The organism is Streptomyces sp. NPDC050704 (assembly GCF_040654355.1).
Taxonomy (GTDB): Bacteria; Actinomycetota; Actinomycetes; order Streptomycetales; family Streptomycetaceae; genus Streptomyces.
Window position 1 is genome coordinate 130,954 of sequence record NZ_JBFAHW010000012.1, and the last position, 24,101, is coordinate 155,054.

Here is a 24,101-nt window from a genome sequence, read left to right on the forward strand (position 1 = left end):
CGTCGTGACCGTCAGGCGCAAGATCCTTGGCGCCTGACGGTCACGGCCGAGGTACCCCTGAACAAGGGGGTGCGGGACTCGACGGGCCAGGCCCGACCGGGGCGTTTCCCACGCCCCGCCGCCCGGGCCGGTGATTTCACATCGCCAGAGTGAGGGTGACAGCGGTGGCGACCGCGACCAGGGCGAGGATGCCGGGAGCCATCGCGTTACCGCGGGTCTCAGGGTTGGCGTAGTCGCCCACCTTGGCGTGGAAGCCGATCGCCCCGACCATCGTGACGGCGAAGCCGACAGCGGCGGCGATACCCAGAGGCTGCCAGAAGAGCCCCACGACCAGACCGACGGCGGCGGCGGCCTCGGCGAGCCCGATGAAGCGGACGAACCCGGCACTCAGCCCCATGTGCGACTGCAGCCCGGCGGAGACGTCCCCCTTGAGCAGAACCTTGGGCGCACCGGCAGCGAGCGACACCAGAGCCAGGAGCACACTGAGGACTGCGGCGGCGATGTACATGGGGACGGGTTTCCTTCCAGCTGGACACCTGCCCCGAGCAGGACACATGTCATTGGTTGACTGATCAACCGGGAGCATAGGACGCTAAGGTTGATGCGTCAATAATGTCACCGAGGGGCACGCCCCACCCCTCGGAATAGCGACACCTGGCCACACGTTCCCCGAATGTTGACTCGTCAACCAAATGAAAGAGGATGAGCGCGATGCAGTTCGGGATCTTCACCGTCGGCGATGTCACCATCGACCCGACCACAGGCCGGAAGCCCACCGAGCACGAGCGGATCAAGGCCATGGTCACCATCGCGCAGAAGGCCGAGGAGGTCGGACTGGACGTCTTCGCCACCGGCGAGCACCACAACCCGCCCTTCGTCCCCTCCTCCCCCACCACCATGCTGGGCTGGATCGCCGCCCGCACCGACCGCATCATCCTCTCCACGGCCACCACCCTGATCACCACCAACGACCCGGTGAAGATCGCCGAGGACTACGCGATGCTCCAGCACCTGGCCGACGGCCGGGTGGACCTGATGATGGGCCGCGGCAACACCGGACCCGTCTACCCCTGGTTCGGCAAGGACATCCGCCAGGGCATCGAGCTGGCCGTCGAGAACTACGCCCTGCTGCACCAGCTGTGGCGCCAGGACGTCGTGGACTGGGAAGGCCGCTTCCGCACCCCACTGCAGGGCTTCACCTCCACACCGCGCCCGCTCGACGGCGTACCCCCCTTCGTCTGGCACGGCTCCATCCGCTCCCCCGAGATCGCCGAACAGGCCGCCTACTACGGCGACGGGTTCTTCGCCAACAACATCTTCTGGCCCAAGGAGCACTTCCAGAAGCTGATCGACCTCTACCGCCGGCGCTACGCGCACTACGGACACGGCACCGCGGAGCAGGCCGTCGTCGGCGTCGGCGGCCACGTCTTCATGCGCCGCAACTCCCAGGACGCGGTACGGGAGTTCAGGCCGTTCTTCGACCACTCGCCACAGATGGGCGGCGGGCCGTCGCTGGAGCAGTACATGGAGCAGACCCCGCTGACCGTCGGCAGCCCGCAGGAGGTCATCGACAAGACGCTCACCTTCCGCGAGCACTTCGGCGACTACCAGCGTCAGCTGTTCAACCTGGACGGCGCGGGCGTGCCGCTGAAGACCGTACTGGAACAGCTCGACCTGCTCGGCGAAGAGGTGATCCCCGTCCTGCGCGAGGAGTTCGCCAGGAATCGGCCCGCGAACGTGCCCGCCGGCCCCACCCATGCCGCACTGCTCACCGCACGCGACACCCGGACCGAATCCGCGGACTCGGCTATCCGAGGCGGGTAGTAGTTGACGCATCAACATAGGCTTGGGTATCTTGTGGATACATCAACAAGAACACCGGTTGCCGGGCGCCCAAGGAGGACAAGTGACGGTCAAGGTGATCGACGTACCCGAAGCACGCCGATACGAGGCCACGGTGGACGGTTGGACCGAGGTGGCGGGCTTCTCGCAGTACATCCGCACATCGGAACTGATCGCCTTCCTGCACACGGAGGTGGATCCGGGCTTCGAGGGCAGAGGGGTCGGTTCCGCGCTCGCCCGGACCTCCCTCGACGAGGCACGCGCCGCCGGGCTGAGGGTGCTGGCCACCTGCCCCTTCTACGCGGGCTGGATCGGCCGTCACCCCGAGTACGCCGACCTGCTGTACCAGTCCCGGAGCAAGGTCAGCGACTGACCCGGCCGACCGGCCGGCCGAAGTGGTGCACCGCTGCCCCTCGGGTGCGCTGCGGTACGACGGTGATGCCGACGGAGGCGACGCCACCACCCGGTTCCCCCTGAACCCTTTACCCAGGCAAGAGTACGGAGTTGAGCGAGATGTCCCTTGCTGTGCAGTTCTCCGAGTACGGCACCAGTGAAGTGCTGCGCGTCGTGGACGTTCCGGCGCCCGCCCCCGGCCCCGGGCAGGTGCGGCTCGCGGTACGGGCGGCCGGCGTCAATCCGTTCGACTGGAAGGTCATGCAGGGGTTCATGAGCGAGATGATGCCCCTCGATCTCCCGGCGGGCCTCGGGTCCGACGTGGCAGGTGTGGTGGACCAGGTCGGGGAGGGAGTGACCGCCTTCGCCGTCGGCGACGAGGTCCTCGGGATCTCAAGCACCCCGGCCTACGCCCGGACGGCGGTCGCCGACGCCGCCGCGCTGGTCGCCAAGCCGGCCACCGTCCCCTGGGAGGTCGCCGGAGCTCTGGCGACTTCGGGCGGAACCGCGTGGACGGTCCTCGAACGTCTCAAGGTCGCCCAGGACGAGACCCTGCTGATCCATGCCGCCTCCGGTGGCGTGGGCGCGTTCGCCGCCCAGCTCGCGGTGGCCCGTGGCGCGCGAGTGATCGGCACCGCGAGCCAGGGCAACCACGAACGGCTGCGCTCGCTCGGCGTGCTCCCCGTCGCCTACGGCGACGGGCTCGCCGACCGGGTACGGGCGATCGCCCCCGAGGGGGTCGACGCCGTACTCGACGTCTCCGGCCGCGGCGAGATCCCGCTGTCCATCGAACTCGCGGGAGGCCCCGAGCGCGTCCTCACCCTGGTGGCCTTCGACGCCGGACACCTGGGCATCCAGGTCCACACGGACGGCCCGAGCGGGAACGGCAGCAAGGCCCTGCGCGACATCCTCGCCCTCATCGGGGAAGGACGACTGCACGTCCCGGTCTGGCACACCTACCCCCTCACAGAAGCAGCCACCGCACTCGACCTGAGCCGTACGGGACACGTCGGCGGCAAGCTCGTACTGCTCCCGTAGACAACCACGGAGCCGCGGCGACCGCGACGGTACACCGGCCGACGGTGACCGGCGGTTGCCGCGGTGGCCGGTTCCGGTTCCGGCAGCCCGGCGAAGGCGACCGGCGGCTCGCCGGGACGTCCCGCGCCGGAGCGACCTGTCCCATCGCCCCTCTATACGGCCGGCAGGGTGCGGGCGCCGAGCCGCGACGCGCCGCCACCCCAGCCGCATTCGTGGACGAACCACGCCGTCGGTCACAGGCTCTTTTCGACGCGGCCGACGAGCGCTTGCACCTCCGCTCCCTGGGAGGCTGTCAGTGTTCCCTTGTCAACCTGCCGGGCCCGCTCGTGTGCTGCCGGCGCGCCCGGAGCGTCCAGGTTCGCCGACAGGTCACGCAGTTCTCCGGCCGCCTACTTGGCCTCGCCGAGGCCACCGAGGTCGGTGTCGACGCCGAAGCGGTAGGACCCCGAACCGACCTCGAACACGGCGGCCCCGTCCTCCATCCGGAGGAATCGGACACCCTTGGCCCCGTCAGCCGGTCGGCCGCCCTCGGTGACCGCCCGACGCGTCGTCGCCGGGACGTGCACCTCGGCGACGGTGTTGACCGGGACCTTCACCTTCAGGTCGAGAGCGCCGTTGTCCGTACTCCACCGCGACGACAGAAGCCCGTACACGGTCTTGAGGCTGCCCGAGCCTTCCGTCAGGTTTCCGCCGGGCGCCGGCGCGATCCGGGAGCGCCGGTAGCCGGGGTCGATCGCGGAGAGACCGCCGATGTTCTGGAACATCCAGTCACCCACGGCACCGTAGGCGTAGTGGTTGAAGGAGTTCATGTCGACCGGGCCGAAGTCGCCGTTGGGCATGATCGAGTTCCAGCGCTCCCACACGGTGGTGGCACCGGTCACGACCTCGTAGCCCCAGGACGGGTAGTCCTTGTGCAGCAGCATCTTGTACGCCAGATCGTCCCGGCCGATCCTGCTCAGGGCGGGCAGCAGCAACGGCGTACCGATGAAGCCGGTCCGCAAGTGGTGGTCGGTGAGCGCCAGTTTGGCCACGAACTTCTCGCCGACCTTCTCGACCAGTGCCGGATCCGAGATCAGATCCATGCCGAGGGCCATCGCGTACCCGGTCTGCGAGTTGCGCTTCACGGTGCCGTCAGCCGCGACGTAGGCCTTGGTGAACGCGGCGCGGATGTCGGCGGAGAGCTTGCTGTACTCGGCGGCCGCCGAGTCGTCGCCGAGGGCCTTGGCCGTCTCCGCCATCATGCGGGCGTTCTCGGCGTAGTAGGCCGTGCCCAGGATGCCCTGCTCGGTCGGGTCGTCCAGATGCAGCCAGTCGTCGGTGAAGAAGGTGGTGCGGCCGGGTTCGAGCAGGTCCGGTCCGGCGCTGTCGCGCACGAACTGGAAGAACTTCCGCATGGCCGGGTAGTTCTCCCGCAGGATGCGGGTGTCGTCGTAGGAGCGCCACACGGAGTACGGCACGGTGATCATCACGTCCGACCAGCCGACACCGCTGTCGCCGAACTGCCCCTGCGGGGTCGGTACGACCGCCGGCAGATCACCGTTGGCGTACTGGGAGTTGCGTACGTCCGCCATCCAGTGCGACAGGAACGCGCGGGTGTCGACGAGGTAGTTGGCCGTCGGTGCGAACAGGCTGATGTCACCCGTCCACCCCAGGCGCTCGTCGCGGGCCGGGGTATCGGTGGGAATGGAGAGGAAGTTGCCCCGCTGGCTCCACGAGATGTTGCTCACCAGTTGGTTGAGCATGCCGTCCGAGGTCTTCAGCGTGCCGGTGGCCGGGAGGTCGGATCCCCACACCACTCCCTTGATGCCGGAGAGCGCGGGAGGCGCACTCACCCCGGTGATCTCGATGTAGCGGAACCCGTGCTGGGTGAAGGTGGGCTCGTACGTCACCGATCCGGTCTCGGCGAAGACATAGCGGTCGGTGACCTTGGCCGTGCGGAAGTTGTCGGTGTAGAGGGTGCCGTTCTTGTTGAGCACCTCCGCGTAACGGATCTTGACCGTCTGGCCGGCGGAACCGGTCAGCGTCAGCCGCGGCACGCCGACCATGTTCTGACCGAGGTCGTAGACGTAGGTCCCGGCGGTGGGCTCGGTCATCTTCTTTGCGTCGAGCACCTGGGTCCGGCGCACGGGCTCGTCGCTCTGCGGGACCAGGAGCGCGGTCCGGGATTCCAGGCTCGCGGCGGGTGCCCACTTCGCGTCGTCGAATCCCGGCCGGCTCCAGCCCGACGGCTTCAGACGGGCGTCGTAGGTCTCGCCGTCCTGCAGGTCGGCCTTTACGTAGGGTCCGTCCGCCGCTTTCCATGAACCGTCCGTGGCGACCCAGTCGACCGACCCGTCGGTGTAGGTGATGCGCATCCTGGCCACAAGGGCCGGGGCGTCCCCGTACTGACGGGTCCAGCCGATCCCGACCTTGCCTGCCCACCAGCCGTCCGCCAGGGAGGCGCCGATCGCGTTGTCGCCGCGGGCGAGCAGCTTCGTCACGTCGTAGGTCTGGGACTGGATGCGCTTGTGGTAGTTCGTCCAGCCCGGGGCAAGTACCTGGTCGCCGACCGGCTTTCCGTTGATCTCCAGCTGGTAGACGCCGAGTGCCGACGCGTAGACCCGCGCGGAGGCGACCTTCTTGCCGGGCTTGGTCGCGAAGTCCTTGCGCAGCAGCGGCATCGGCCGGGTCGCGGGTGCGTAGAGGGCGTCCGTGGTGCCGGACACCGCGAGGGCGGAGTCGACGATCTCACCGGCGGTGAACGGGTTCCGTCCGGACGCGAAGTCGGTGTCGAGCAGCGTGTCGCCATCGGTGTTCGTCACGACGGCGTCGTAGACCGTTCCGCGTTCGCCGCAACAATTGTGCGTGCGGAAACCGACGTAGCCCTTCGTGAACGTGGCGTCCGTGAAGGTGTTGACCAGTTTGCCGTCGAGGGTCGTCTTGATACTGGTGCCCGCCACGTCGTAGCGGACGGTGTGCCGGCCGGCGAGGAGATCTGCCTTGGTGAAGCCGTAGGGCGCGAGATCCACCCGCTCGACCACGGTGTAGTTGCCCTTGACCTGCTTGTGCAGGTTCAGCATCGGGGTCGAGTCAGTCACGCTGAACTGCCACATGTACCCGTTGCTCACATCGGAGGCACGCAGGAACATGCCGAAGGCGGCGCTGTCGAGCTTGAACTCGACCGTGGCGGTGTAGTCGGTCCACTTGTCCAGTTCACTCGCGGCCTCAGGGCGAGCGATCCACTCGGCACCGTCCCAGTCGCCGGCATCCAGCAGCCCGGTCTCGAAGTACGCGTCCGCGCTCCACGGACTCGCAACTCCCTTGTCGTCCCAGGCCCGGACACGCCAGGAGTAACGGGTGGCCGACTCCAGGTCAGGACCGCCGTACTCGACGTCGACCTGGCGGTCGGAGACCACCTTCCCCGACGACCACACGTCGGCGGACCCCGGCGTGCGTCCGACCCGGATCTCGTACGCCTTCTGCGAGGTCGCCCGGCGCTCCGACGCCAACTGCCAGCCGAAGACCGGGTCCTCACCATCGATGCCCAGCGGGTTCACCCGGCCGTTGGTGGTCAGAGCCCTCACGGCGAACGGCGCGTCCGACGCCGACGCCGCGCCGGACACAGGCGCCGGTAGGGCCGCCATGCTGCCGAATACGGCCAGCACTACGAAACCCCTCAGCAATATGAGCAGGACTGAGCGCTTTTCGCCCATGGCAACTCCGCGTTGAATCGTTTCAAACACTCAGGTTGCCCGGACGGTACTGATGTGACGTGAGCCACGTCAAGAGGCGGTAGGCAGGTAGATTTGCGATTCATGGGCAGTTCAGCTGTGACGCGGCGGCGCCGGCTCGTGGCGCCGCCGGGATGAGCAAGGCGCAAGCCGCACCCTGCGGCTTGCGCCTAGACGGTTCGGTCGAGTCGGGTTGCCGCCCGCGCCACTTCGACCGGCTCAGCCTGGTCCGCCTGCTCTGACGTGCGCGATCAGCGGGTGCCGGCACCGCCGAGGAGCGGGTCGGGGACCGTGGTCCAGCCCTCCTGGCCCAGGGACAGTTCGGCGTCGGTGAGCAGGGCCGTGTCCAGCACGGAGCGGATCTCCGGCTCGTCGAGGCTGATCCCGGTCAGGGTGATCTCGTTGCGGCGTTCACCGTAGTAGTCGTCCCAGAACCAGGAGGCGAGAGCGCGCCGCTGCGGGGAAGCGGCCTGCCAGGCGCGCGCGTCCGCCTGCCGCAGCCAGCGGTCCGCCTCCCTCAGCTCCAGGTAGGCCCCGGCCGAACGCCAGCTCACGACGGAGTCCGGGCGGCTGCACAGCCACAGGTGGCCCCGGCCGCGGACGACACCGCGCATCGCGGTGGGCAGCGCGGCTGCCAGCCTCCCGGGGTGCAGGGGGCGGCGGGCCCGCCAGAGCACCGTCTCCACACCTGGGCCGGCGCCGTATCGCACAGCCGGTACCGTGACCGGCTCCAGGCGGGCCCGCCACTCACCCTCGGCACCACCAGGCGCGGCCCGCACGAGCGAGGCCGGCAGTTCGGGCCAGGCTCCGTCCATGTCCGGAGGTGTTACGAGGCGGGCACGCGGGTTGAGCTGGGAGGCCAACGCGGCCGCGACAGACGCCTGTTCGCCGTTGCCGCCCGCGGGATCCGGCACGAGCAGTACGTCCGCCGCCTCCACCTGCCGAACGGCGGCCTCGGCCGGGCTCAGGGCCTCACCGCGCTCGCCCCCGCTCCACAGCCGTACCGCCTGATGAACACAACCGACGTCCACCATGAACGACGACGGTTCGACTCCGACCACCACGAGCGCCGGCTCGTAGTAGTCCCCCAGCGAGCCGCTCGCCACGCGAGCACGCCACAACTCCACCAGGAACGGCAGGACATCGATGTCCCCGGGCAGGGCGAGAACCACGTGCACCGGACCCGCACTGCGCCGTAGAGACATCAGGTCCTGGCGGAGAATCACCACGGGATCGCCCTTCGCACTCCAGGCTGCCTCCCGCACGGACGCGTCGGCGCCCGACAGGAACCGCTGGACGACCGGGTACCCCGTCTCCTGACCCTGGATCGACACGGCCAGCGGCACAGCGCGCGGAGACAGCCGCAGCAACTGCTCGACGCCAACGCCCCGCATCTCGGGGGTGTTGCCGCAGACCACACTCAACAGGCCCTTCCGCACGCCGCCGCCCCTCAGTTGAGGCGGGCGACGTGCTGCGGGGCGGGCGCCGCGCGGAGCCGGTCGGGCAGCGTACCGTCGTCGGGCATCCCGGCCCGCAGCCAGGCACCGACCGCTTCGGCGTCGGCCGCGGTGACGAGCGGGCCGAGCCGTACGACGGCTCCGGCCGGCCTGCGATCCGCCGTACAGGGCTGCGCGGCGGCGTGCAGCCCGCGGTCCGACCGGCAGTGCAGAACCTTTTCCAGGCAACCGGTGGAGACCATGACCCCGTGGGGGCAGCCCCGGACGGCCCGGCGCAGCCCGTCCATCAGCCCGTTGGCCTCGGCGTGACATGACGCGCAGACGACGAGGGTGAACGGACGGCTCCTACGGCCGCGTGCCGCGTCATTCATCTCCGCACCCTTCCGAGCTATTGAAAATGGTTTCCATTTTTATAGCACAGTCGGGCATCCGCATCGAGACCGGCAACGACCTGCGCCGTATCGCCGAGATCCTCGCCGAGCGTCCGTTGGAGGAACCGGAGAGCTCCCGGCAGGGGCCCGGCGCGCACCATGACGGCCGTCGTCGGCCCTTCGGGCGCCGGAAAGACCACACTCACCCGCTCGATCGCCCGCTTCTTCGACACCGGCACCGGCACCGGCACGGTGCGCGTCGGCGGCGCGGATGTACGGGAGCTGACGAGCGAGGACCTGATGGCTCAGCCGGCGCTGGTGTTCCAGGACGTCTTCCTCTTCAACGACACGCTGAAAGCCAGCATCCGCGTCGGCCGCCCGGACGCGGCCGAGGAGGAGGTACGCGAGGCCGCCCGGCTCGCCGGAGTCGACGAGCTCGTGGCCCGGCTCCCGCAAGGCTGGGCGACCCGTGTCGGCGAGGGCGGCCTGTCGCTGTCCGGCGGCGGGCCGGCGCGCCTCCGTGGCCCGCGCCGTCCTCAAACGGGCCCCGATCGTGCTGTTGGACCACCGACCGGCTCAGCGCGCCCCGCCGCTTGCGACGGTACGGAACCCTGCCCCCCGGCCTCCGCTGCCCTCGACATGGCGAACCCCTGAACGACCCGCCGATCGCCCTGGATCAGGCCAATCCGGCGCGGCCCCGACTGGACCATCGCCCATGCAGCAGACACTTGCAGAGCGCCCCCTGCCGGAGAGTGACCGGCACGGTCACGGCGGCGGCGCGTGAATTCAGGACGGCGTGACAGCCAGCACTCGGCTGAGCGCGCCATCAGGGCGGGCGGTGAGGTCGCCCCAGGTGCCCTCCTCCACGACTCGGCCGGATTCGAGGACGGCGATGCGGTCGGCGCGGCGGATGGTGGCCGGGCGGTGGGCGATGACGATGGTGGTGCGGTCGCCCTGGGCGAGCGCGGTGGCGAGTTGGGCGTCACCGGCGTTGTCCAGGTGGGCGGTGGTCTCGTCCAGCACGAGGACCCTCGGCTCGGACAGCAGGGCGCGGGCGAGCGCGATCCGCGCGCGCTGGCCGCCGGAGAGGGTCGAGCCGCGCTCCCCGACGAGGGAGTCCATGGGGGCGATCCGGTCGACGCCGCACAACCGGGCTGTTTCGGCGAGGAGTTGGTCGTCCGCGTCCGGTGCGGCGAGGCGCAGGTTCTCGGCGAGGGTGCCGTGGAAGAGGGGGGTGTCCTGGCCGACGACGGCGACGGTACGGCGCAGTTCGGCGTCGGTCAGGTCGCGGAGGTCGACAGGGTCACCGTCTCGGGGCACCAGGCGGACGGCTCCCTCGGACGGATCCCAGAAACGGGCCAGCAGGTGGGCGCAGGTCGATTTGCCGGCTCCCGAGGTGCCGACCAGGGCGAGGGTCTGCCCCGCGGGAACCGTCAGCTCGACCCCGTCCAGCACCGGCAGGCCCCCGTAGTCGAAGCTCACCCGGTGCAGCCGGACGCCCAGGGGACCCGGTGGCAGCGGGCGGGACGAGGCGGGCGGCGGGGCGAGGGCGGGGGCCTTCACCGCCGCGTCTACGCGTGCGGCCGCGGCGCGCAGTCCCACGGCCTGGCTCAGCGCCCTGGCGGACTCGGCGACCGGGCCCAGTACCGACAGCGCGAGCGCCATCGCCGCCGGGGCCCACGCGCCGTGCAGCCGCCCGGAGGTCACGGACTGCGCGGCGGCGGTCACCACGCCGAGGACCGCGAGCACGATGAGGGCGTCGCGGACGGCTGCGGCCATGGCCTCCCAGGTGGCTTCGGCCCGCTGCGCCTCGCCCACCGTGCGGCCCTGTTCGGCGAGCCGGTCGCGCCGCTCGGTCAGCGCGCCGAAGGCGAGCAGTTCGCGCAGCCCGTCGACGGTCTCCACGGTGTCTGCCGAGAGCTTGGCGGTGGCCGCCCGGGTGCGGGCCCCGCGTGCGGCGCGTCCGCGCGCGTCCGCGAAGGGCGCGGCGGCGAGCAGCGCGGCGACCGGCAGCACCGCCGTCAGCAGCCACGGCTCCACCGTGGCCAGTGCCGCGGCTCCGCCGGTGAACACCACGCCGGATGCCAGGAGTTGGGCCGTGGTGTGGGCGTAGAAGAACTCCAGCGCCTCCACGTCGGCCATCGCGGTGGCCGCCAGGTCCCCGCTGCGTTTTCCCGCCACGCGGGCCGGTGCGCTGCGGGCGAGCCCGTCGAAGACCCGCACGCGCAGCTCGGCCAGCACCCGGTAGGCCAGGTCGTGCGAGAGGTCCATCTCCCGCCAGGTCATCAGGGCGCGTACGAGCACGAGGGCGACCAGTGCGGTGATCGTGCCGGTCGAGGGGGCGCGGTCGTCGATGACGGCGGTTCCGACGGTGTGCGCGGCGAGCGTCAACAGCGCGACCAGCGAGCCCTGTTCGAGGAGTGCGGCGGCGCAGGTACGGGCCATCATGACCCGGTGCCCGCCGAGGGCCGGCAGCAGGGCGCGCAGTGAACCCCGCGCGGGCACGGCCGCGTCGTCGGCGGTGCCGCTGAGGGTGGTACCGGCGTCGGCGTCGATGGTGCTGCTCATGCGGCGAGCCCTCCTTCATAGGTGTGGCCCGCCTTGACGAGCTCGGCGTAGACGCCCCCGGCCTCGATGAGGTCGGCGTGTTCGCCGACGGCGTCCACGCGTCCGCCCGCCAGCACCACGATGCGATCGGCATGGCGGGCGGCGGCGAGCCGGTGGGCGACCACCAGGACGGTCCGGCCGCCGGCGGCGTCCAGCAGTTCGCGGACGATGTCCGCCTCGCGGCGTTCGTCGACCGCGCTCGTGGCCTCGTCGAGGACGAGGACCGGGGCGTCGGCCAGCAGGGCGCGGGCCAGGGCGAGGCGCTGCCGCTGCCCGCCGGACAGGGTGGCGCCGCGTTCGCCGAGGACGGTGGCGTAGCCGTCGGGGAGGGTGGCGATCTCGTCGTGGATGCCGGCGGTCCGTGCCGCGCGTATCAGGTCGTCGTCCGTGGCGTCGGCCCGGGCGAGGCGCAGGTTGTCGGCGATGGTGGCGTGGAAGAGGTAGGTCTCCTGGGAGACCACGGCGATGCCGTGCCGGAGCGAGTCGAGTGCGTACTCGGCCACGTCGCGGCCGTCGAGGGTGATCCGGCCCTGCTGCGGGTCGCGGTGGCGCAGGAGCAGGGCGAGCAGGGTGGACTTGCCGGCGCCCGACGGGCCGACGATCGCGGTGGTGCGCCCTGCCTCGGCGGTGAAGGTGATGCCGCGGAGCGCGGGTGTTTCGGCGCCGTCGTAGCTGAACTCCACTTCCTCGAACCTCACTTGGGGCGGGCCCGGCCAGTGCGCCGGTGCCGTTCCCGTGTCGGGGACCGAGGGTTCGGCGGTGCGCAGCGCCCGCAGCCCGTCCGCGGCCGACACGCCCAGGTACCCGGCGTGCCACTCGCGGGACAGGTCGCGCACGGGCCGGAAGCACTCGGAGGCCAGGAGCAGCACCAGATAGGTGCCCGTCGCCGTGGTGGATCCGGTGACGGCCGACCAGCAGGCGAGCAGTGCGGCCGCCACGGTGCCGCCCTGGATGGCCAGGTCGGTGAGCCCGGTGTCGACGAGTGACACCCGGAGCTTGGCGACCGTGGCCCGGTGCAGCGCCGCCGACCGTTCCTCCAGCCGCTCCCTGGTGCGACCGACGGCGCCGGCGGCCCGCAGCGCGGGCATGCCCTGCAGTGCTTCGAGGTAGTCGGCGCCCAGTCCCTCGTAGGTGTCCCAGTGTTCCTTGCCGCGTTTGGCGAGGAGCCGGTCCCAGGCGCGCGGCCCGAACAGGGCGAGCAGCAGGGCGGGTACGAGGCCGAGGAGGGCGGCCGGTTCGACGGCGGCCAGGGCGGCGAGCAGCAGGGGAGGCACGGTGAGGGTGATGAGGAGCTGGGGGAGGTAGCGGGAGACGTAGGCGTCGACGCCCTCGACCCCGTCGACGAGGGTGGTGCGGACGGCCCCGGCGCGGGCGGTGGTGAGGTGCGCGGGTCCGAGCCGGCCGAGGTGGGCGACGAGTTCGTCCCGCAGGTGCACCCTGACCCGTGCTCCGGCGAGGCTGGCGGTGCGCCGCTGCCGGTGGCCGAGCCCGGCGCGGGCGACGACTACACCGAGCACGGCCCCGAGGAGCAGGGGGAGCCGGTCCGTGTCGCCCCGGGCCACGTCGGCGAGGGCGACGGCCAGCAGGACGGCCTGTGCGAGGTGGGTGAGGGCGACGGCCGCCTGCAGGAGAGTGGCCGCGAGCAGGGTGTGCCGTGCGTGCCGTGCGGCGCGGCGCAGCTCGGGGTGGACGATCACGAGGTCCCCTCTTCGGAGTGGGTGGTGCCGAGGGCCAGGCCGTGGACGATCCAGTCCCTGCCCGGCGGGGCGCCGAGCGCGGCTCCCAGGTCTGCCTGCTGCCAGGAGCCGACGGGCCGGCCGGCCAGGCCCTGCCGTCCGGCGGCCACGTGCGCCAGCCCCACGGCGAAGCCGGCCCGCAGGTGGGCCCGCCGGATCCGCGGGGCTTCGGCGTCCGTCGGGCAGCCGTATCCGAGCAGGACGGCGCCCGCGTCCGCGATCCAGGCCTGGCCCGCGGCCCAGGCGGCGAGCGTGGGCCTGGCGTCTCCCGCGGCGAGACGCCGCAGAGTGCCGTCGGGCGCCGACTCGACGAGTTCGGGCTGGGGTTCGCCGACGGCCGCGCACCAGGCGAGCTCACCGGCGCTCGCCTCCACGGCGGCGGCGAGCACCGCCCGCAGGCTCTCCCGGGGTGGTGTGCCCCGCAGCGGCGGCCCGGCGCTTCGGCGGGCCAGCAGTTCGCGGGGCGTGGGGGCGTCCGCAGCGGCTCGGTGCGCCGCCTCGGCCGGGGCAACCCGGCGTGCCCCCTCGGGCGGGGCGAAGTGCAGGGCGGCGAGCGGTTCTTCGGCGAGACCGTCGCGGCGAAGCCCGCCTGTACCTGCGCCCGACGTGACCGTCGTGCCGATCGCGCGCGCCGCGAGCCACAGCGCCGCCGCGGCGTGCCCGGTGTCCAGCAGGATCAACGGCCAGGCACGGTGACCGTAGTGCGAGACCGTGCGCCGCGCGGTGACGGAGAGCTCGACGGTCGCCCCGGGCGGTGTGCCGTCGGGTTCGGGGCCGAGGCGGTGCACGTGGTGGCGCAGCGGGTCGTAGCCGTAGCGGCCGGGCGGCAGCGGGCAGCGGGCGCCCACGACGAGTTGGGCGTCCACCGGGTGCAGCGCGCCCGCCGACGGGGTGGGCCGCAGCCGTCCCGCATCGTCCGAGGCAGCCAGGGACAGGTGGAGCAGCCCGCGCAGGTCCAGCTCCCCGGGGCCCGCCTCCGGCAGGGAGCGCGGCGATCCGGGCCACCGGCGGACGGCGGACCCGGCAGGCGCCTCCGGCCCGGGTTTCTCCGGGGAACGGGCGCGGGCGAGAGCGGTGACGAGATCCACGAGGGTCCTCACATGTGGGGCGGCGGAGCCAGCGTGAAGTCCTCCGGTGCGCGCGGCGCGGTCGTGCGCCAGCCGCGGCCGGTGGCGGCGTCGGCGAGGCGCGGTGAGCCGAAGTACCCGAAAGCAGCGGGGGCGTTGGGGATGAGCCCGGAGACGAGCACCCGGGCGACACGCAGCGGCGTTTCGGCCACGTCCTCGGTGGTGAGGTCGAACGTCATGACGCGGTGGCCGCCGTCGTGGAGGGCGCGCTCCAGCCGGTCCCGGCTGCCGGGCTCGACCTCCCCGATGGACACGGTCCCGTGCGCGGGCTCGGTGAACCGCCGGGCCTCGGACGCCATCCGCTCGTCGAGCCACACCTGGACGTGCGCGCCCAGGTCCCTGACGTGGGCGAAGTGTTCGCCGCATGCGTCGAGATAGCGGCCGTCGTCGCGGTGGCCCAGGTAGAGGCCGCGGGCGAGCAGCCCGGCCTCGACGGCCTGGAACACCCAGCCGTCGGGGTCGGTGAGGCCCTGGGTGAAGACCCAGGTGTGGACGGCTTCGAGCACGGCCTTGCGGGCGGCCTCGGCCGGGTCGTACTTGCAGGCGAACCCGGCCGCGTAGAGGCCGAGCCGGGGGTCGTGGACGAGCGCGGCCATGCAGGGGGCGAACTCCGAGGGCATCTCGACGAGATGGACGTCGAGCGCGGCTCCGGCGAGGTCGTCGGTGAGGCCGGGAACGCTGGCGGGGTCGATCCCGCGCGTCGGGCCGTCCAGGTGCCACCACAGTTCCAGCGCGTCGCGTTCGACGATTTCCAGCAGGCCGCGCGAGACCGCGTCGTCGAAGCCCTGCCCGGTGGCGATCCCCGCGTAGTTGAGGTGGTGGGTGCGGGGCAGCGAACGCAGGTCGCCCTGGCGCCAGTTGAGGTGGGTGAGCGCGACGGGTGCCCAGACCTCGGCCCGCTCCCCGTCGGGCAGCCGTTCCTCGCCGCGCGTCCACAGGGAGGGTGTGTCGGGGGTGAGGGGGCGGTAGGGGAACTTCTCGCGGGCGTACTGCCAGTCGGCGTAGGCGGGCAGTTCGTCCGGCCCGTACAGCCGAAGGCCCTTGCGGGTCAGCTCGGCGGCCGTGGCGCGCAGGGGTGCGGCGGGGTGGCCGGGGGGCGGTACGCGGTTGCCGCAGTACCGCTCGATCCCCTCCGCTATCGCGGCGATCCGGGCGCCCTCGGGGTCGCCGAAGGTGGTGCCGAGCGACACCCGGTCGGCGGGCCACAGACCGAGCCTGCGGGCGTCGGCTATCTCGGCGGTCAGCGCGGTGTAGCGGGGCGGCGCGCCCGCGGGGTGCTCGACGGGCTTGACCTTGCGGACGATGCCGCACACGGGGTCGACCAGGGCTTCCAGCGGCAGCGCCGTCATCGCAGGATCTCCTGTACGGGATCGGTGGGGGCGGGGCGGGAACGGAGCACGGGCAGCCGGAGTGCCACGTGCCGGGGGTCGACCTCGCGTCGGGAGGCGAGCAGTCGGGTGGCGGTGACCGGGTCGTCGCCGGTGTGCGGGTTCCGGGCGTGGGCCGGGAAGTGGTGCCCGGCGATCTCCAGGCGGAGCCGGGTGCCGGCGGGCAGGCGGCGTGCGAGCCGGCCGAGCCCGACGGTGAACTCGGCGGCCTGCCCCGGCTCGTCCCCACGTCGGACGATGCCGACGGCGAGCCGCTCGGCCGCTCCTTCGGGGGTGACCGCGACGAGCCGGGCGGCCCAGTCGGCGGACGGTGTGTCGGCGGTGGCACGCAGCCGCACCTCGGCGGGGCCGATGACGTCCAGCGGGCGGGGCAGCGGCGGAGTGACCAGCAGGCAGCGGTCGGGGGTGGCGTCCGTGGGAACGGTCAACTCACCGGATGACACGGGCAGTTCCGGATCGGCGGTGAAGGAGGCGCCGTGCAATAGCCGTACGGGCTCGGTGCGCGGTTCGCCCTCCAGGCCGGCGGGCACCCACAGGGGACTGTCGCCCAGCCCGACGGCACCGCGGTGCCCGGACGCGAGTTCCCCGGCGAGGGCGAGGCGGGCCCAGCGCGCGTAGAGCTCGCCGAGGCTCACCCGGTGCGCGGGCCGCGCGTCGGGCCCGGGTGCGGCGACGAGGCCGTGCCCCCAGGGGCCCATCAGCAGCCGTGCCGAGGGACCTCCCCAGCCGCGCCACAACTCGACGGTGTCCTCGGCGAAGTGGTCGTGGTGCCCGCCCACCGCGAGCAGGGGCATCCCGGCATGGCGCGCTCGCGAGCCGAACCGGCCGCGCTCTCTGTGCCGCCACAGCTCGGGCCAGGAGGGGAGGTTCCGGCCGAGCCGCCGGGGGAGGTCGCTCAGCGGCAGGTGGGAGAGCAGACCGGGGTCCGCGGCAAGGGTCTTCTCCAGGGCGTCCTCGTCGGAGTCGTGCCGGTCGCCGTGGGCGGCCCACCACCCGGCGCGGGCCGACAGCCGTTCCACGCCCGAGGGTTCGCGGGCCGTCTCGGCAGGGCCCAGCGCGGGCACCGCGACGATGACGGCGTCCGGGCGGGCGTCCTCGGGCGCGTCGAGCGCGAGGGCGAGCGCGCAGTGGCCGGCGTAGGAGGCGCCGGCCGCCACGAACCGCCCGTCGTTCCAGGGCTGTTGACGTATCCAGCGGGCGGTCGCCGCTCCGTCGGCCGCCTCGTTCTCGTACGGGCGCCACTCCCCCGGCGACGCGTGCCGGCCCCGCACGTCCTGGACCAGCGCGACGAAACCGCGCCGGGCCCACCCGCCCAGCTCGGCGCGGTGCCGGCGCCGGTCGTAGGGCGTGCGGACGAGGACGGCCGGGAAAGGCCCGTCGCCGTCCGGCAGTTGAACGTCGGTGGCGAGCCCCTCGACGGCCACGGTGAACGGCGTCATCCGGTCTTCCCCGGCATCGGGGCGACGTCGGGCACGGGCAGCACGGGGTGTTCGGTGACGGTCAGGGTGCGCAGGTCGACGCACCGGAGGCGACGCCGGGCGGGCAGCCCACCGGTGTGGGGCGCGTCGGTGGCCCACCGGGTGAGATCGTCGGCGAGCAGGGCGGCGAGCAACCCGGCCGCTGGCGCGGTGAGTTGAACAGGCTCACCGGACGCGCGAGGTCCGCTCCAGTAGGCGGCCAGCTCACGGTGCGCGGGCGTGGCGGCGAGCCTGCGGGCCCGCACGTGTGCCGACGTGACATCGCCGGGAGCGGCCGCGAGGGGTTCGAGATAGACATGCCAGCCCTCGCGGTGACAGCGCAGCCAGGCGGTGCCACGCTCGGGCAGCAGATCGGCGGCATCCCACAGCCCTTCGGGAACGGGCCCGTCGAGACACCACACGACAGCGGCGGGCGCCCCGTCGGCCGGGTCGTCGACCGCCACCTCGTTCACACCGGCCAAGTCGTCGGCCACGGCAGGGCTTTCACCGGCCGAGGCACCGAGGGCCAGGTCTACATCGGCCCGACCGACGGACACTGCGGGGCTCGCGTCGGCCAAGTCGCCGACCGCCACATCGTTCACACCGGCCAAGTCGTCGAGCACAGCAGGGCTTTCACCAGCCGGGACGCCGAGCGCCAGGTCCGCATCGGCCCAACCGCCGGGCACTGCAGGGTTCGCGTCGGCCATGTCGCCGACCGCCACCTCGTTCACACCGGCCAAGTCGTCGAGCACAGCGGGACTTTCGCCGGCCGAGGCACCGAGCGCCGCGTCCACATCGGCCCGACCACCGGACACCGCAGGGCTCACGTCGGCCAAGTTGTCGGCCGACGCGGGGTGTGCGCGGGCGAGGTCACCTGGCGTCGCCGTCCGTGGCTCGGCGCCCGAGGCGCGCAGGAGGGCGGCCAGCGGTTCGGTCAGCAACGGGTCGCCCAGCAGCCGGATGTCCCGGCGCCCGGCGGGCCACTGCGCGCGCGGCGGCGCTTCCGCCAGGTATCCGGCACTGTCGAAGGCCCGTACGAGCCGGTCGAGTTCGGCGTCCGGCTCCGGCTCGCCGGGGGCCCGGCCGGAGAGCAGGGAGAGCAGCGCGCCGTCGTCCGTGTCGCCCGTCCGCACACTGAGGAACTCCCCGTCGGCCGTGCGGACGGCAAGCCCCCGCCCGGGCACGGCGACGACCTCTACACCGGATGCGAGCTGGCTGCGGGACACGTCGGTTCTCCTTGGAGGAAGGGGCCTTGGAGGGCGTGGGCCCGCCTGCGAGGCGGCGGGCGGGCCCACGGTCGAGGGCGACTGGCCCCCGCTTGCTCCTTGCTTACTCCTCGGTGTCGTCGTCGAAGGGGTTCTCGACGAGCGCGTTGGAGTGGGAGGCGGAGTCGTGGGCCAGCTGGCCCGGGTCAGCGATCGGCGCGAAGACCTGTTCGTTGTCCATGAACTCTCCTTCACAAGGGAGGTGCGGCGTTCTGTTGAGCGCCACTCAACAACCTAATGAATATGATTTTCATATTCTAGACCGGGGAGAGGGTGATCTGGGTAACACACCGGCCAGCCCCCCTCAGGGTCCTGGCCGACCCGGCCCGCCACCTTGAGGACGTCCGCGAGCAGGCCGGGAGTGACGACCTCCTTCGGGGTCCCGTCGGCCACCACCCGGCCGTCCCGCAGGGCGACGATCCGCTCGGCGAACCGGGCGGCGTGGGCCAGGTCGTGCAGCACCATCACGACGGTGAGCCCGCGCTCCTCGCGCAGCCGCACCACGGTCTGCAGCACGTCGAGTTGGTGGTGCAGGTCCAGATAGGTGGTCGGCTCGTCGAGCAGCAGGACCTGGGTGTCCTGGGCGAGCGCCATCGCGAGCCGGACCCGCTGCCGCTCGCCCCCGGACAGGGCGTCGACGGGACGCTCGGCCCACTGCTCCACGCCGACATCGCGCAGCGCCCTGCGTACGACGGGGTCGTCGCCCTCGCGCAGCATGCCGAGCGGGCCGCGCGCCGCGTACCGCCCCTGCCGCACGAGGTGGCTCACGGTCATGCCGGGTACGGCCGGGGCCGACTGGTGCAGCAGTGCCACCCGGCGGGCGGTGGCGCGCCGGGAGAGCCGGGCGACATCCTCGCCGCCGAGGAGTACGCGTCCCTCGTCCGGCCGCAGCAGCCCCGCGGCGAGCCGCAACAGGGTTGATTTGCCACAGCCGTTGAGGCCGATGAGGGCGGTCAGTTCGCCCGGTTCGACGCTCACGTCGACGCCGCGCAGCACGGGCCGGCCGGGGTAGCCGAAGCGGACTCCCTCGACGCGGATCCCCACGGGTTCGGTCATGTTCCGTCCTTCGTCGACATCAGAACGTTCGGCCCGGCGCACGGCGTACGACGATCAGCAGCAGCGCGGCCCCGAGGCAGGTGGTGAGCGCTCCGACCGGCAGAGTGAGCCGGTCGGTGTCCAGCCCGACCGCCAGCAGCCGCGACGCCAGTTGCGACGCCGCGTCCGCCCCGCACACCACGGCCGCACCCACCAGAGCGGCACCGGGCAGCGTCATCCGCAGGTCCGCACCGAACACGGCCACCGCGACGTGCGGCACGAGCAGCCCGACGAAACCCAGCGCTCCCACCGCGGCCACCGCACCCGCCGTCAGCGCCACCGCGCACAACAGCGCGAGGGTTCGGGCCCGTGAGGCGGACAGCCCGGCGGCACCGGCGATCTCGTCACCGCAGCGCAGCAGGGTCAGCGGCCCGGCCAGCAGCCACGCCGCGGCGCCCCAGACCAGCGCCCAGGGCCACAGCAGGTGCCAGTGCTGCCACACGCGGCCCTCTGTCGTGCCGAGGAGCCACTGGACGACGCTGCCGAGCTCGCCCGGCGCGACGAGCAGCACCATGGCGGTGACCCCGCCGAGCACCGCCGACACGAGCACGCCGTACACGGCGGTCTGCGCGGGGTCTCCCCCGCCACGTCCGGCGAGCAGCCACAGCAGGGTGGCTCCGGCGCACCCGCCCACGCACGCGGCGACGACGACCGCGAGAGGCGATTCCCACCCCGCGAGTCCGAGAGCGGTCGCGGTGACGGCTCCGAGTACCGCGCCCGGTGTCACACCGGTGACCTCGGGGCCGGCGAGGGGGTTCTGCAGGGCGGACTGCAGAATCAGGCCCGCCACGCCGAGGCAGGCCCCCGCGCCGAGGGCCACCAGCAGCCGGGGCAGGCGGAGTTGGAGCAGAATGTGCCGCTCCGTCGCGTCGCCGCCCCCACCGAGCACGTCCCAGACCACGGCCGGGGACATGCCCCGTCCGGCCAGCAGTTCCACGCAGGCGCACACCACCACGAGTGCGGAGAGCAACCCGAAACGCCGCCTCACCGAGCCTCCTCCGCCGCGGATGCCCCACTGGGTGGGAGAGGAGCACGGGAAGGACCACCGCCCCGGGGCTCTTCTCCAGGACCGCGTCCCCGGACCTCCGGGGAACGTTCCTCTCCCGGCGGCTCGGTGTCCCCGTCTCCGAGGCCGGTCCCCCGAGACCCCGTACGAGCGGAACCGGAACCCGCCGCTCGTCGCGGCGCCGCCGGCCTCCGCTTGCCCGACCGGAGCAGGGCTACGCCGAGGGGCACACCGAGGAGGGCCGTCCAGGCACCGGCCGGTGTCTCCACTGGCGCCAGCGCGAGCCGGGCCGGGATGTCCGCGACGGCCACCACGACGGCGCCCCACGCCGCCGACCAGGGCAGCCAACGCACCGCGCCGGCCGCCGGGTTGATCCGCCGGGCCAGGTGCGGGGCGAGGAACCCGACCCACGCCACCGGCCCGCACACCGCGGTCACGGGCGCGATCAGCACCACCGCGATGGCCAGCGCGGCGAACCGGGCCCGCTGCGCGCGGACGCCCAGCGCCTCGGCGTCCTCGTCGCCCAGCCGCAGCACCGAGAGCACCGGCGCGCACAGCACGAGCGCGGGCACCGCGACGAGCAGCCAGGGCCACAGCCCGGTGACGTCCTCCCAGGTACGGGCGGAGAGCGAGCCGAGCAGGTATCGGTAGATCAGCTGGAGGTCGAGCTGGTCGGCCATCACCATGAGCACGAGCAGCGCGGCCTGCAGGGCGGCGGCGACGGCGGCCCCGGTGAGCAGGACGGCGGACGGGCTGCGCCCGAGACCGGCGGCGACCAGCGTGAGCCCACCGCCGAGCGCGGCCCCGCCGATGGCCAGCAGGGGCTGGACGGCGGCGGGGATGGCCACGGACAGCACCAGTGGCGCGGCCACTCCCAGCGCGGCCCCGGACGACACGCCCAGCATCTCGGGGACGGCCAGAGGGTTGCGCAGTGCCTCCTGCAGTACGAGTCCCGCCGCGCCCAGGCAGGCTCCGGCGATCAGCGCCAACAGTAGCCGGGGCACCCGGAGTTCGGTGACGACGATCCCGGCGAGCGTGCTGTCCGCGTCCCGCAGGGCAGCGGGCAGCTGGTGCAACGGGACGTACGGTGTGCCCAGACTCAGCGCGCAGCAGGATGCCGCGGCCAACAGCGCGATCACTACGGGGAGTTGCCAGCGCCCGCCGGACCGCGGGGATCGTACGGACCGCCGCCTGTCCGAAGTCGCGCCGCCCGCCGCGGTTTCCGTCGCGGTGGGCGCGCTCACCGCAGTGCGGCCGTGGCCTCGTCGAGGACGATGCCCAGCGAGCGGGTGCCGCGCCCCTTGGCCCATACTTCGGAGTCGACCTCGTGGACGTCGCCGTTCCGCACCGCCGGGATCTTCCCCCACAGCGGGTTCTTCGCCAGCTTCTCCGAGAGCTTGCCGTCCGCCTCGCCGAAGCTGATCGTCTCGACGAACAGCACGTCCACGTCACGCGCGAGGATCTCTTCGAGGCTGTAACTGCCTTCCACTCCACGGGACTTCCAGGGATAGTCCGCGAGCTTCGGGAACAGCCCGGCGGTCACGTCCGTCCCCGGGGTCGCGACGCCGAAGTTCTCGTCGCTGCCGTAGATGACGAGTGCGGTCTTGTCGCTCTTGGCCCGCTCGGCCTCGGCGAGCTTGTTCCGGAAGGTCTTCTCGGCCTTCTCGCCTTCGGCGGTACGGCCGGTGAGCGCCGCGACATCGCGCAGGTAACCCACGCTGTTCTGCCACGTTTCGGGCTGCATGGGCCAGAACGTGGTGGCGCCCTTCAGGGCCGGGGCCAGCTTGCCGTGGGTGTCCTCAAGGCCGATCACGAGATCGGGCTTGTGGGAGAGGATCGCCTCCACCTCGGGAGCGATGAACCCGCCGGGAATGACGTCGACCTGCTTCGCCTTCTCCTTCCCCAGGAAGTCGGGGTGGGCGAGGAGCGCGCTGTTCGTGGCCGTGGGGACGATACCCAGCTCGGTCAGGATGTCGTCGCAGAGCGCGAACAGGCAGACGATGCGCTCGGGTTCCTTCTTCAGGGAGATCTTGACCCCGTTGGCGTCGGTCAACTGCCGTGTCGCCTTGATGGTTTCCACGGTGACGTCGGTCTTCGCACCGGCCGCGGCCTCTTCGCCCGCGGGTTCGCCTTCGGTGGACGAACCGCATCCGACCAGAACGGAACCCACTATCGCCGCGGTGATCCAGCTTCGAACGAATCTCGACGGTGAGCGCAGCATCGATGCCCTCGCTTCTTCTCATGGGACCCGGAACGCATCGAAGATACATGATAATCGTTTTCATCAGACCCCCTTTTCGTGGAGGCCCCGATGAACGCCGACCCGCTGCTGCTCGTCTCCGACCATGTCGGAGGATCCGTACACGTGCTGACCGTGCCGGACGGCATCGAGGCACACCGCCTCACCGGCCGTCACCTCTCCGAGCACGCCGGATTCCTGGCGCTGCCGGGCGGGCGGACGGCCTGCGTCGACGACCGCAGGGGCGAGCTGCTGGTGCTCGATCCGTTCGGCCACGAGCTGGTGGAGACCGCGATTCCGGTCGCCGTGCCGTCCGAGCACCTCGCCTGCGATCCGTCGGGCCGGTGGGTGGCCGTCACCACGGGACTGGGCAAGAACGGCAGTCCGTGGTCGGATCTGCTGACGGTCGTCGACCTCGTCACGGGAGATGCGGCCCGGGTCCGTACGCGCGTGGGCGAGCCGGGCGTGACGGTGGTGGGCAAGGGCGATCCCCTCGTCGTCCTGAGGCACCGGGAGCCCGGCGCACTGACCGTCCACCGGTTCGCCGACCTGCTCGACGCACCGCCCGGCTGCCCGCCGGTCACGCCGCACGCCTGCCTCGCCCTGCCGGACGACGGGCACGGCGACGCCCATGTCCCGTACGACGGGCAGGTGTTCGCGGCCACGGGCGAGGGGGTGCACCGAGCGCGCCGTGAGGGCGACGCACTCGTTCCGGAGCCGGCGATTCCATGGGGTTCGCCCGCCCGGGGTTGGTATCTGCGGTTCGACCCACGGCGCCGGGTGCTGTGGTCGACCCTGCGGGGCGGTCCCGCGGACCCGCTGCGATGGCCGGAGTGGACGAACCAGGCGTGGCGCCACGACCTGGAATCGGACCGGACGACCCGGCCGGAACTCGGCCGGGGACTGGTCTTCCGGCTGGCCCTCACCAAGGACCACACCGCGTTCACCCGCATCCACCCGGACGGCGACGAACTGGTCCTGCTGGACGCCGACGAGACCGTCCGTCGCGCCCCTCTCCCCGCGATGGACGGCGCTCCCCGCCGCGGGGGCACCCCCTGGGAAGGCGTCCAACGTCGTGCGGTGGCGGCCTCACCGGGTACGGACTGGGTCGCCGTCACCCGCGGCGGCCACGGCGAGGTCCACGTCTTCGACGCCGGAACGGCCTGCGAAGCAGCCCGCCTGAAGCTGGGCACACCCTTGCATCACGGCGGCCACGCGACGCTGCGCACGCGGGACGACGGCGCCGAAGGCGATCCCGTGGGCCGGTGACAGCACTGCCGGCGGCCCGGTCCCCACCGACCTGGGCTTGCGACTTGGGCCTGACGATCACCAGCTCGCTCTTCGCCATCGACCGAACCGCCGGCGAACCG

At 72.4% G+C, this 24,101-nt stretch carries 18 protein-coding genes and 2 pseudogenes; 5 read left to right on the forward strand and 15 right to left on the reverse strand.

The window, feature by feature from the left end; genetic code table 11:
- Window positions 1-136: 136 nt before the first annotated feature.
- Window positions 137-508 (reverse strand): DoxX family protein, encoded by a 372-nt coding sequence (locus AB0I18_RS09520; protein WP_363104819.1) that lies wholly within the window; start codon window positions 506-508, stop codon window positions 137-139.
- A gap of 203 nt (window positions 509-711) precedes the next feature.
- Here AB0I18_RS09520 and AB0I18_RS09525 point away from each other — a divergent pair, with 203 nt between their 5' ends.
- The 3 genes from AB0I18_RS09525 (at window position 712) to AB0I18_RS09535 (ending at window position 3,273) form a co-directional block, all read left to right on the forward strand.
- On the forward strand, window positions 712-1,824 hold the full coding sequence (locus AB0I18_RS09525; protein ID WP_363104850.1) for an LLM class flavin-dependent oxidoreductase: 1,113 nt from the start codon (window positions 712-714) through the stop codon (window positions 1,822-1,824).
- Window positions 1,825-1,906: 82 nt separating this feature from the next.
- Complete coding sequence (locus tag AB0I18_RS09530) at window positions 1,907-2,215, forward strand: GNAT family N-acetyltransferase (RefSeq protein WP_363104820.1); 309 nt, start codon at window positions 1,907-1,909, stop codon at window positions 2,213-2,215.
- Window positions 2,216-2,355: 140 nt separating this feature from the next.
- Entirely contained in the window at window positions 2,356-3,273 is a 918-nt protein-coding gene (locus AB0I18_RS09535) for an NADP-dependent oxidoreductase (protein ID WP_363104821.1), read from the forward strand.
- Window positions 3,274-3,662: 389 nt separating this feature from the next.
- Here AB0I18_RS09535 and AB0I18_RS09540 read toward each other — a convergent pair whose 3' ends face one another.
- The 3 genes from AB0I18_RS09540 to AB0I18_RS09550 all read right to left on the reverse strand — a co-directional run bounded on the left by AB0I18_RS09540 (window position 3,663) and on the right by AB0I18_RS09550 (window position 8,811).
- Complete coding sequence (locus tag AB0I18_RS09540; RefSeq protein WP_363104822.1) at window positions 3,663-6,917, reverse strand: family 78 glycoside hydrolase catalytic domain; 3,255 nt, start codon at window positions 6,915-6,917, stop codon at window positions 3,663-3,665.
- A gap of 317 nt (window positions 6,918-7,234) precedes the next feature.
- Window positions 7,235-8,422, reverse strand: coding sequence for a GTP-binding protein (locus AB0I18_RS09545; protein WP_363104823.1), 1,188 nt, complete (start codon window positions 8,420-8,422; stop codon window positions 7,235-7,237).
- 11 nt (window positions 8,423-8,433) lie between these two features.
- Entirely contained in the window at window positions 8,434-8,811 is a 378-nt protein-coding gene (locus AB0I18_RS09550; RefSeq protein WP_363104824.1) for a hypothetical protein, read from the reverse strand.
- Window positions 8,812-8,970: 159 nt separating this feature from the next.
- Between AB0I18_RS09550 and AB0I18_RS09555 the strand changes: the two are divergent.
- A pseudogene (locus AB0I18_RS09555) lies at window positions 8,971-9,376 on the forward strand (ATP-binding cassette domain-containing protein); the annotation flags it as partial.
- A 221-nt stretch (window positions 9,377-9,597) separates the two neighbouring features.
- On the opposite strand, the gene AB0I18_RS09560 reads toward AB0I18_RS09555, so the two are convergent.
- From AB0I18_RS09560 to AB0I18_RS09610, 11 genes and pseudogenes are all read right to left on the reverse strand, one after another.
- Entirely contained in the window at window positions 9,598-11,379 is a 1,782-nt protein-coding gene (locus tag AB0I18_RS09560; RefSeq protein ID WP_363104825.1) for an ABC transporter ATP-binding protein, read from the reverse strand.
- Window positions 11,376-13,115: an ABC transporter ATP-binding protein gene (locus AB0I18_RS09565; protein ID WP_363104826.1), complete on the reverse strand. Its 1,740-nt coding sequence runs from the start codon at window positions 13,113-13,115 to the stop codon at window positions 11,376-11,378. The genes AB0I18_RS09560 and AB0I18_RS09565 overlap by 4 nt, the downstream gene beginning before the upstream one ends.
- A complete protein-coding gene (locus AB0I18_RS09570) occupies window positions 13,112-14,242 on the reverse strand; it encodes a SagB/ThcOx family dehydrogenase (RefSeq protein ID WP_363104827.1) in 1,131 nt (376 codons plus the stop codon). Before AB0I18_RS09570 ends, AB0I18_RS09565 begins: the two co-directional genes overlap by 4 nt.
- A gap of 8 nt (window positions 14,243-14,250) precedes the next feature.
- Window positions 14,251-15,630: a YcaO-like family protein gene (locus tag AB0I18_RS09575; protein WP_363104828.1), complete on the reverse strand. Its 1,380-nt coding sequence runs from the start codon at window positions 15,628-15,630 to the stop codon at window positions 14,251-14,253.
- Window positions 15,627-17,108: a CocE/NonD family hydrolase gene (locus AB0I18_RS09580; RefSeq protein WP_363104829.1), complete on the reverse strand. Its 1,482-nt coding sequence runs from the start codon at window positions 17,106-17,108 to the stop codon at window positions 15,627-15,629. The genes AB0I18_RS09575 and AB0I18_RS09580 overlap by 4 nt, the downstream gene beginning before the upstream one ends.
- Window positions 17,105-17,554 (reverse strand): annotated as a pseudogene (locus AB0I18_RS09585) (hypothetical protein); the annotation flags it as partial. The pseudogene AB0I18_RS09585 and the gene AB0I18_RS09580, both read right to left, overlap by 4 nt.
- A 901-nt stretch (window positions 17,555-18,455) precedes the next feature.
- Window positions 18,456-18,572 (reverse strand): streptamidine family RiPP, encoded by a 117-nt coding sequence (gene amiA / locus AB0I18_RS09590; protein ID WP_363104830.1) that lies wholly within the window; start codon window positions 18,570-18,572, stop codon window positions 18,456-18,458.
- 53 nt (window positions 18,573-18,625) lie between these two features.
- Window positions 18,626-19,447 (reverse strand): ABC transporter ATP-binding protein, encoded by an 822-nt coding sequence (locus tag AB0I18_RS09595; RefSeq protein WP_363104831.1) that lies wholly within the window; start codon window positions 19,445-19,447, stop codon window positions 18,626-18,628.
- Between the two features lie 19 nt (window positions 19,448-19,466).
- A complete protein-coding gene (locus AB0I18_RS09600; protein WP_363104832.1) occupies window positions 19,467-20,474 on the reverse strand; it encodes an iron ABC transporter permease in 1,008 nt (335 codons plus the stop codon).
- Complete coding sequence (locus AB0I18_RS09605) at window positions 20,471-21,619, reverse strand: iron ABC transporter permease (protein WP_363104851.1); 1,149 nt, start codon at window positions 21,617-21,619, stop codon at window positions 20,471-20,473. The genes AB0I18_RS09600 and AB0I18_RS09605 overlap by 4 nt, the downstream gene beginning before the upstream one ends.
- A 113-nt stretch (window positions 21,620-21,732) precedes the next feature.
- A complete protein-coding gene (locus tag AB0I18_RS09610) occupies window positions 21,733-22,713 on the reverse strand; it encodes an ABC transporter substrate-binding protein (RefSeq protein WP_363104833.1) in 981 nt (326 codons plus the stop codon).
- Between the two features lie 90 nt (window positions 22,714-22,803).
- Here AB0I18_RS09610 and AB0I18_RS09615 point away from each other — a divergent pair, with 90 nt between their 5' ends.
- Window positions 22,804-24,000 (forward strand): hypothetical protein, encoded by a 1,197-nt coding sequence (locus tag AB0I18_RS09615; protein WP_363104834.1) that lies wholly within the window; start codon window positions 22,804-22,806, stop codon window positions 23,998-24,000.
- Window positions 24,001-24,101 lie beyond the last annotated feature (101 nt).

Coding starts and splice junctions, on each gene's coding strand:
- AB0I18_RS09520 (WP_363104819.1), bottom strand. CDS start 508: ATGTACATCGCCGCCGCAGTCCTCAGTGTGCTCCTGGCTCTGGTGTCG.
- AB0I18_RS09525 (WP_363104850.1), top strand. CDS start 712: ATGCAGTTCGGGATCTTCACCGTCGGCGATGTCACCATCGACCCGACC.
- AB0I18_RS09535 (WP_363104821.1), top strand. CDS start 2,356: ATGTCCCTTGCTGTGCAGTTCTCCGAGTACGGCACCAGTGAAGTGCTG.
- AB0I18_RS09550 (WP_363104824.1), bottom strand. CDS start 8,811: ATGAATGACGCGGCACGCGGCCGTAGGAGCCGTCCGTTCACCCTCGTC.
- AB0I18_RS09560 (WP_363104825.1), bottom strand. CDS start 11,379: ATGAGCAGCACCATCGACGCCGACGCCGGTACCACCCTCAGCGGCACC.
- AB0I18_RS09575 (WP_363104828.1), bottom strand. CDS start 15,630: ATGACGGCGCTGCCGCTGGAAGCCCTGGTCGACCCCGTGTGCGGCATC.
- AB0I18_RS09580 (WP_363104829.1), bottom strand. CDS start 17,108: ATGACGCCGTTCACCGTGGCCGTCGAGGGGCTCGCCACCGACGTTCAA.
- amiA (WP_363104830.1), bottom strand. CDS start 18,572: ATGGACAACGAACAGGTCTTCGCGCCGATCGCTGACCCGGGCCAGCTG.
- AB0I18_RS09595 (WP_363104831.1), bottom strand. CDS start 19,447: ATGACCGAACCCGTGGGGATCCGCGTCGAGGGAGTCCGCTTCGGCTAC.
- AB0I18_RS09610 (WP_363104833.1), bottom strand. CDS start 22,713: ATGCTGCGCTCACCGTCGAGATTCGTTCGAAGCTGGATCACCGCGGCG.
- AB0I18_RS09615 (WP_363104834.1), top strand. CDS start 22,804: ATGAACGCCGACCCGCTGCTGCTCGTCTCCGACCATGTCGGAGGATCC.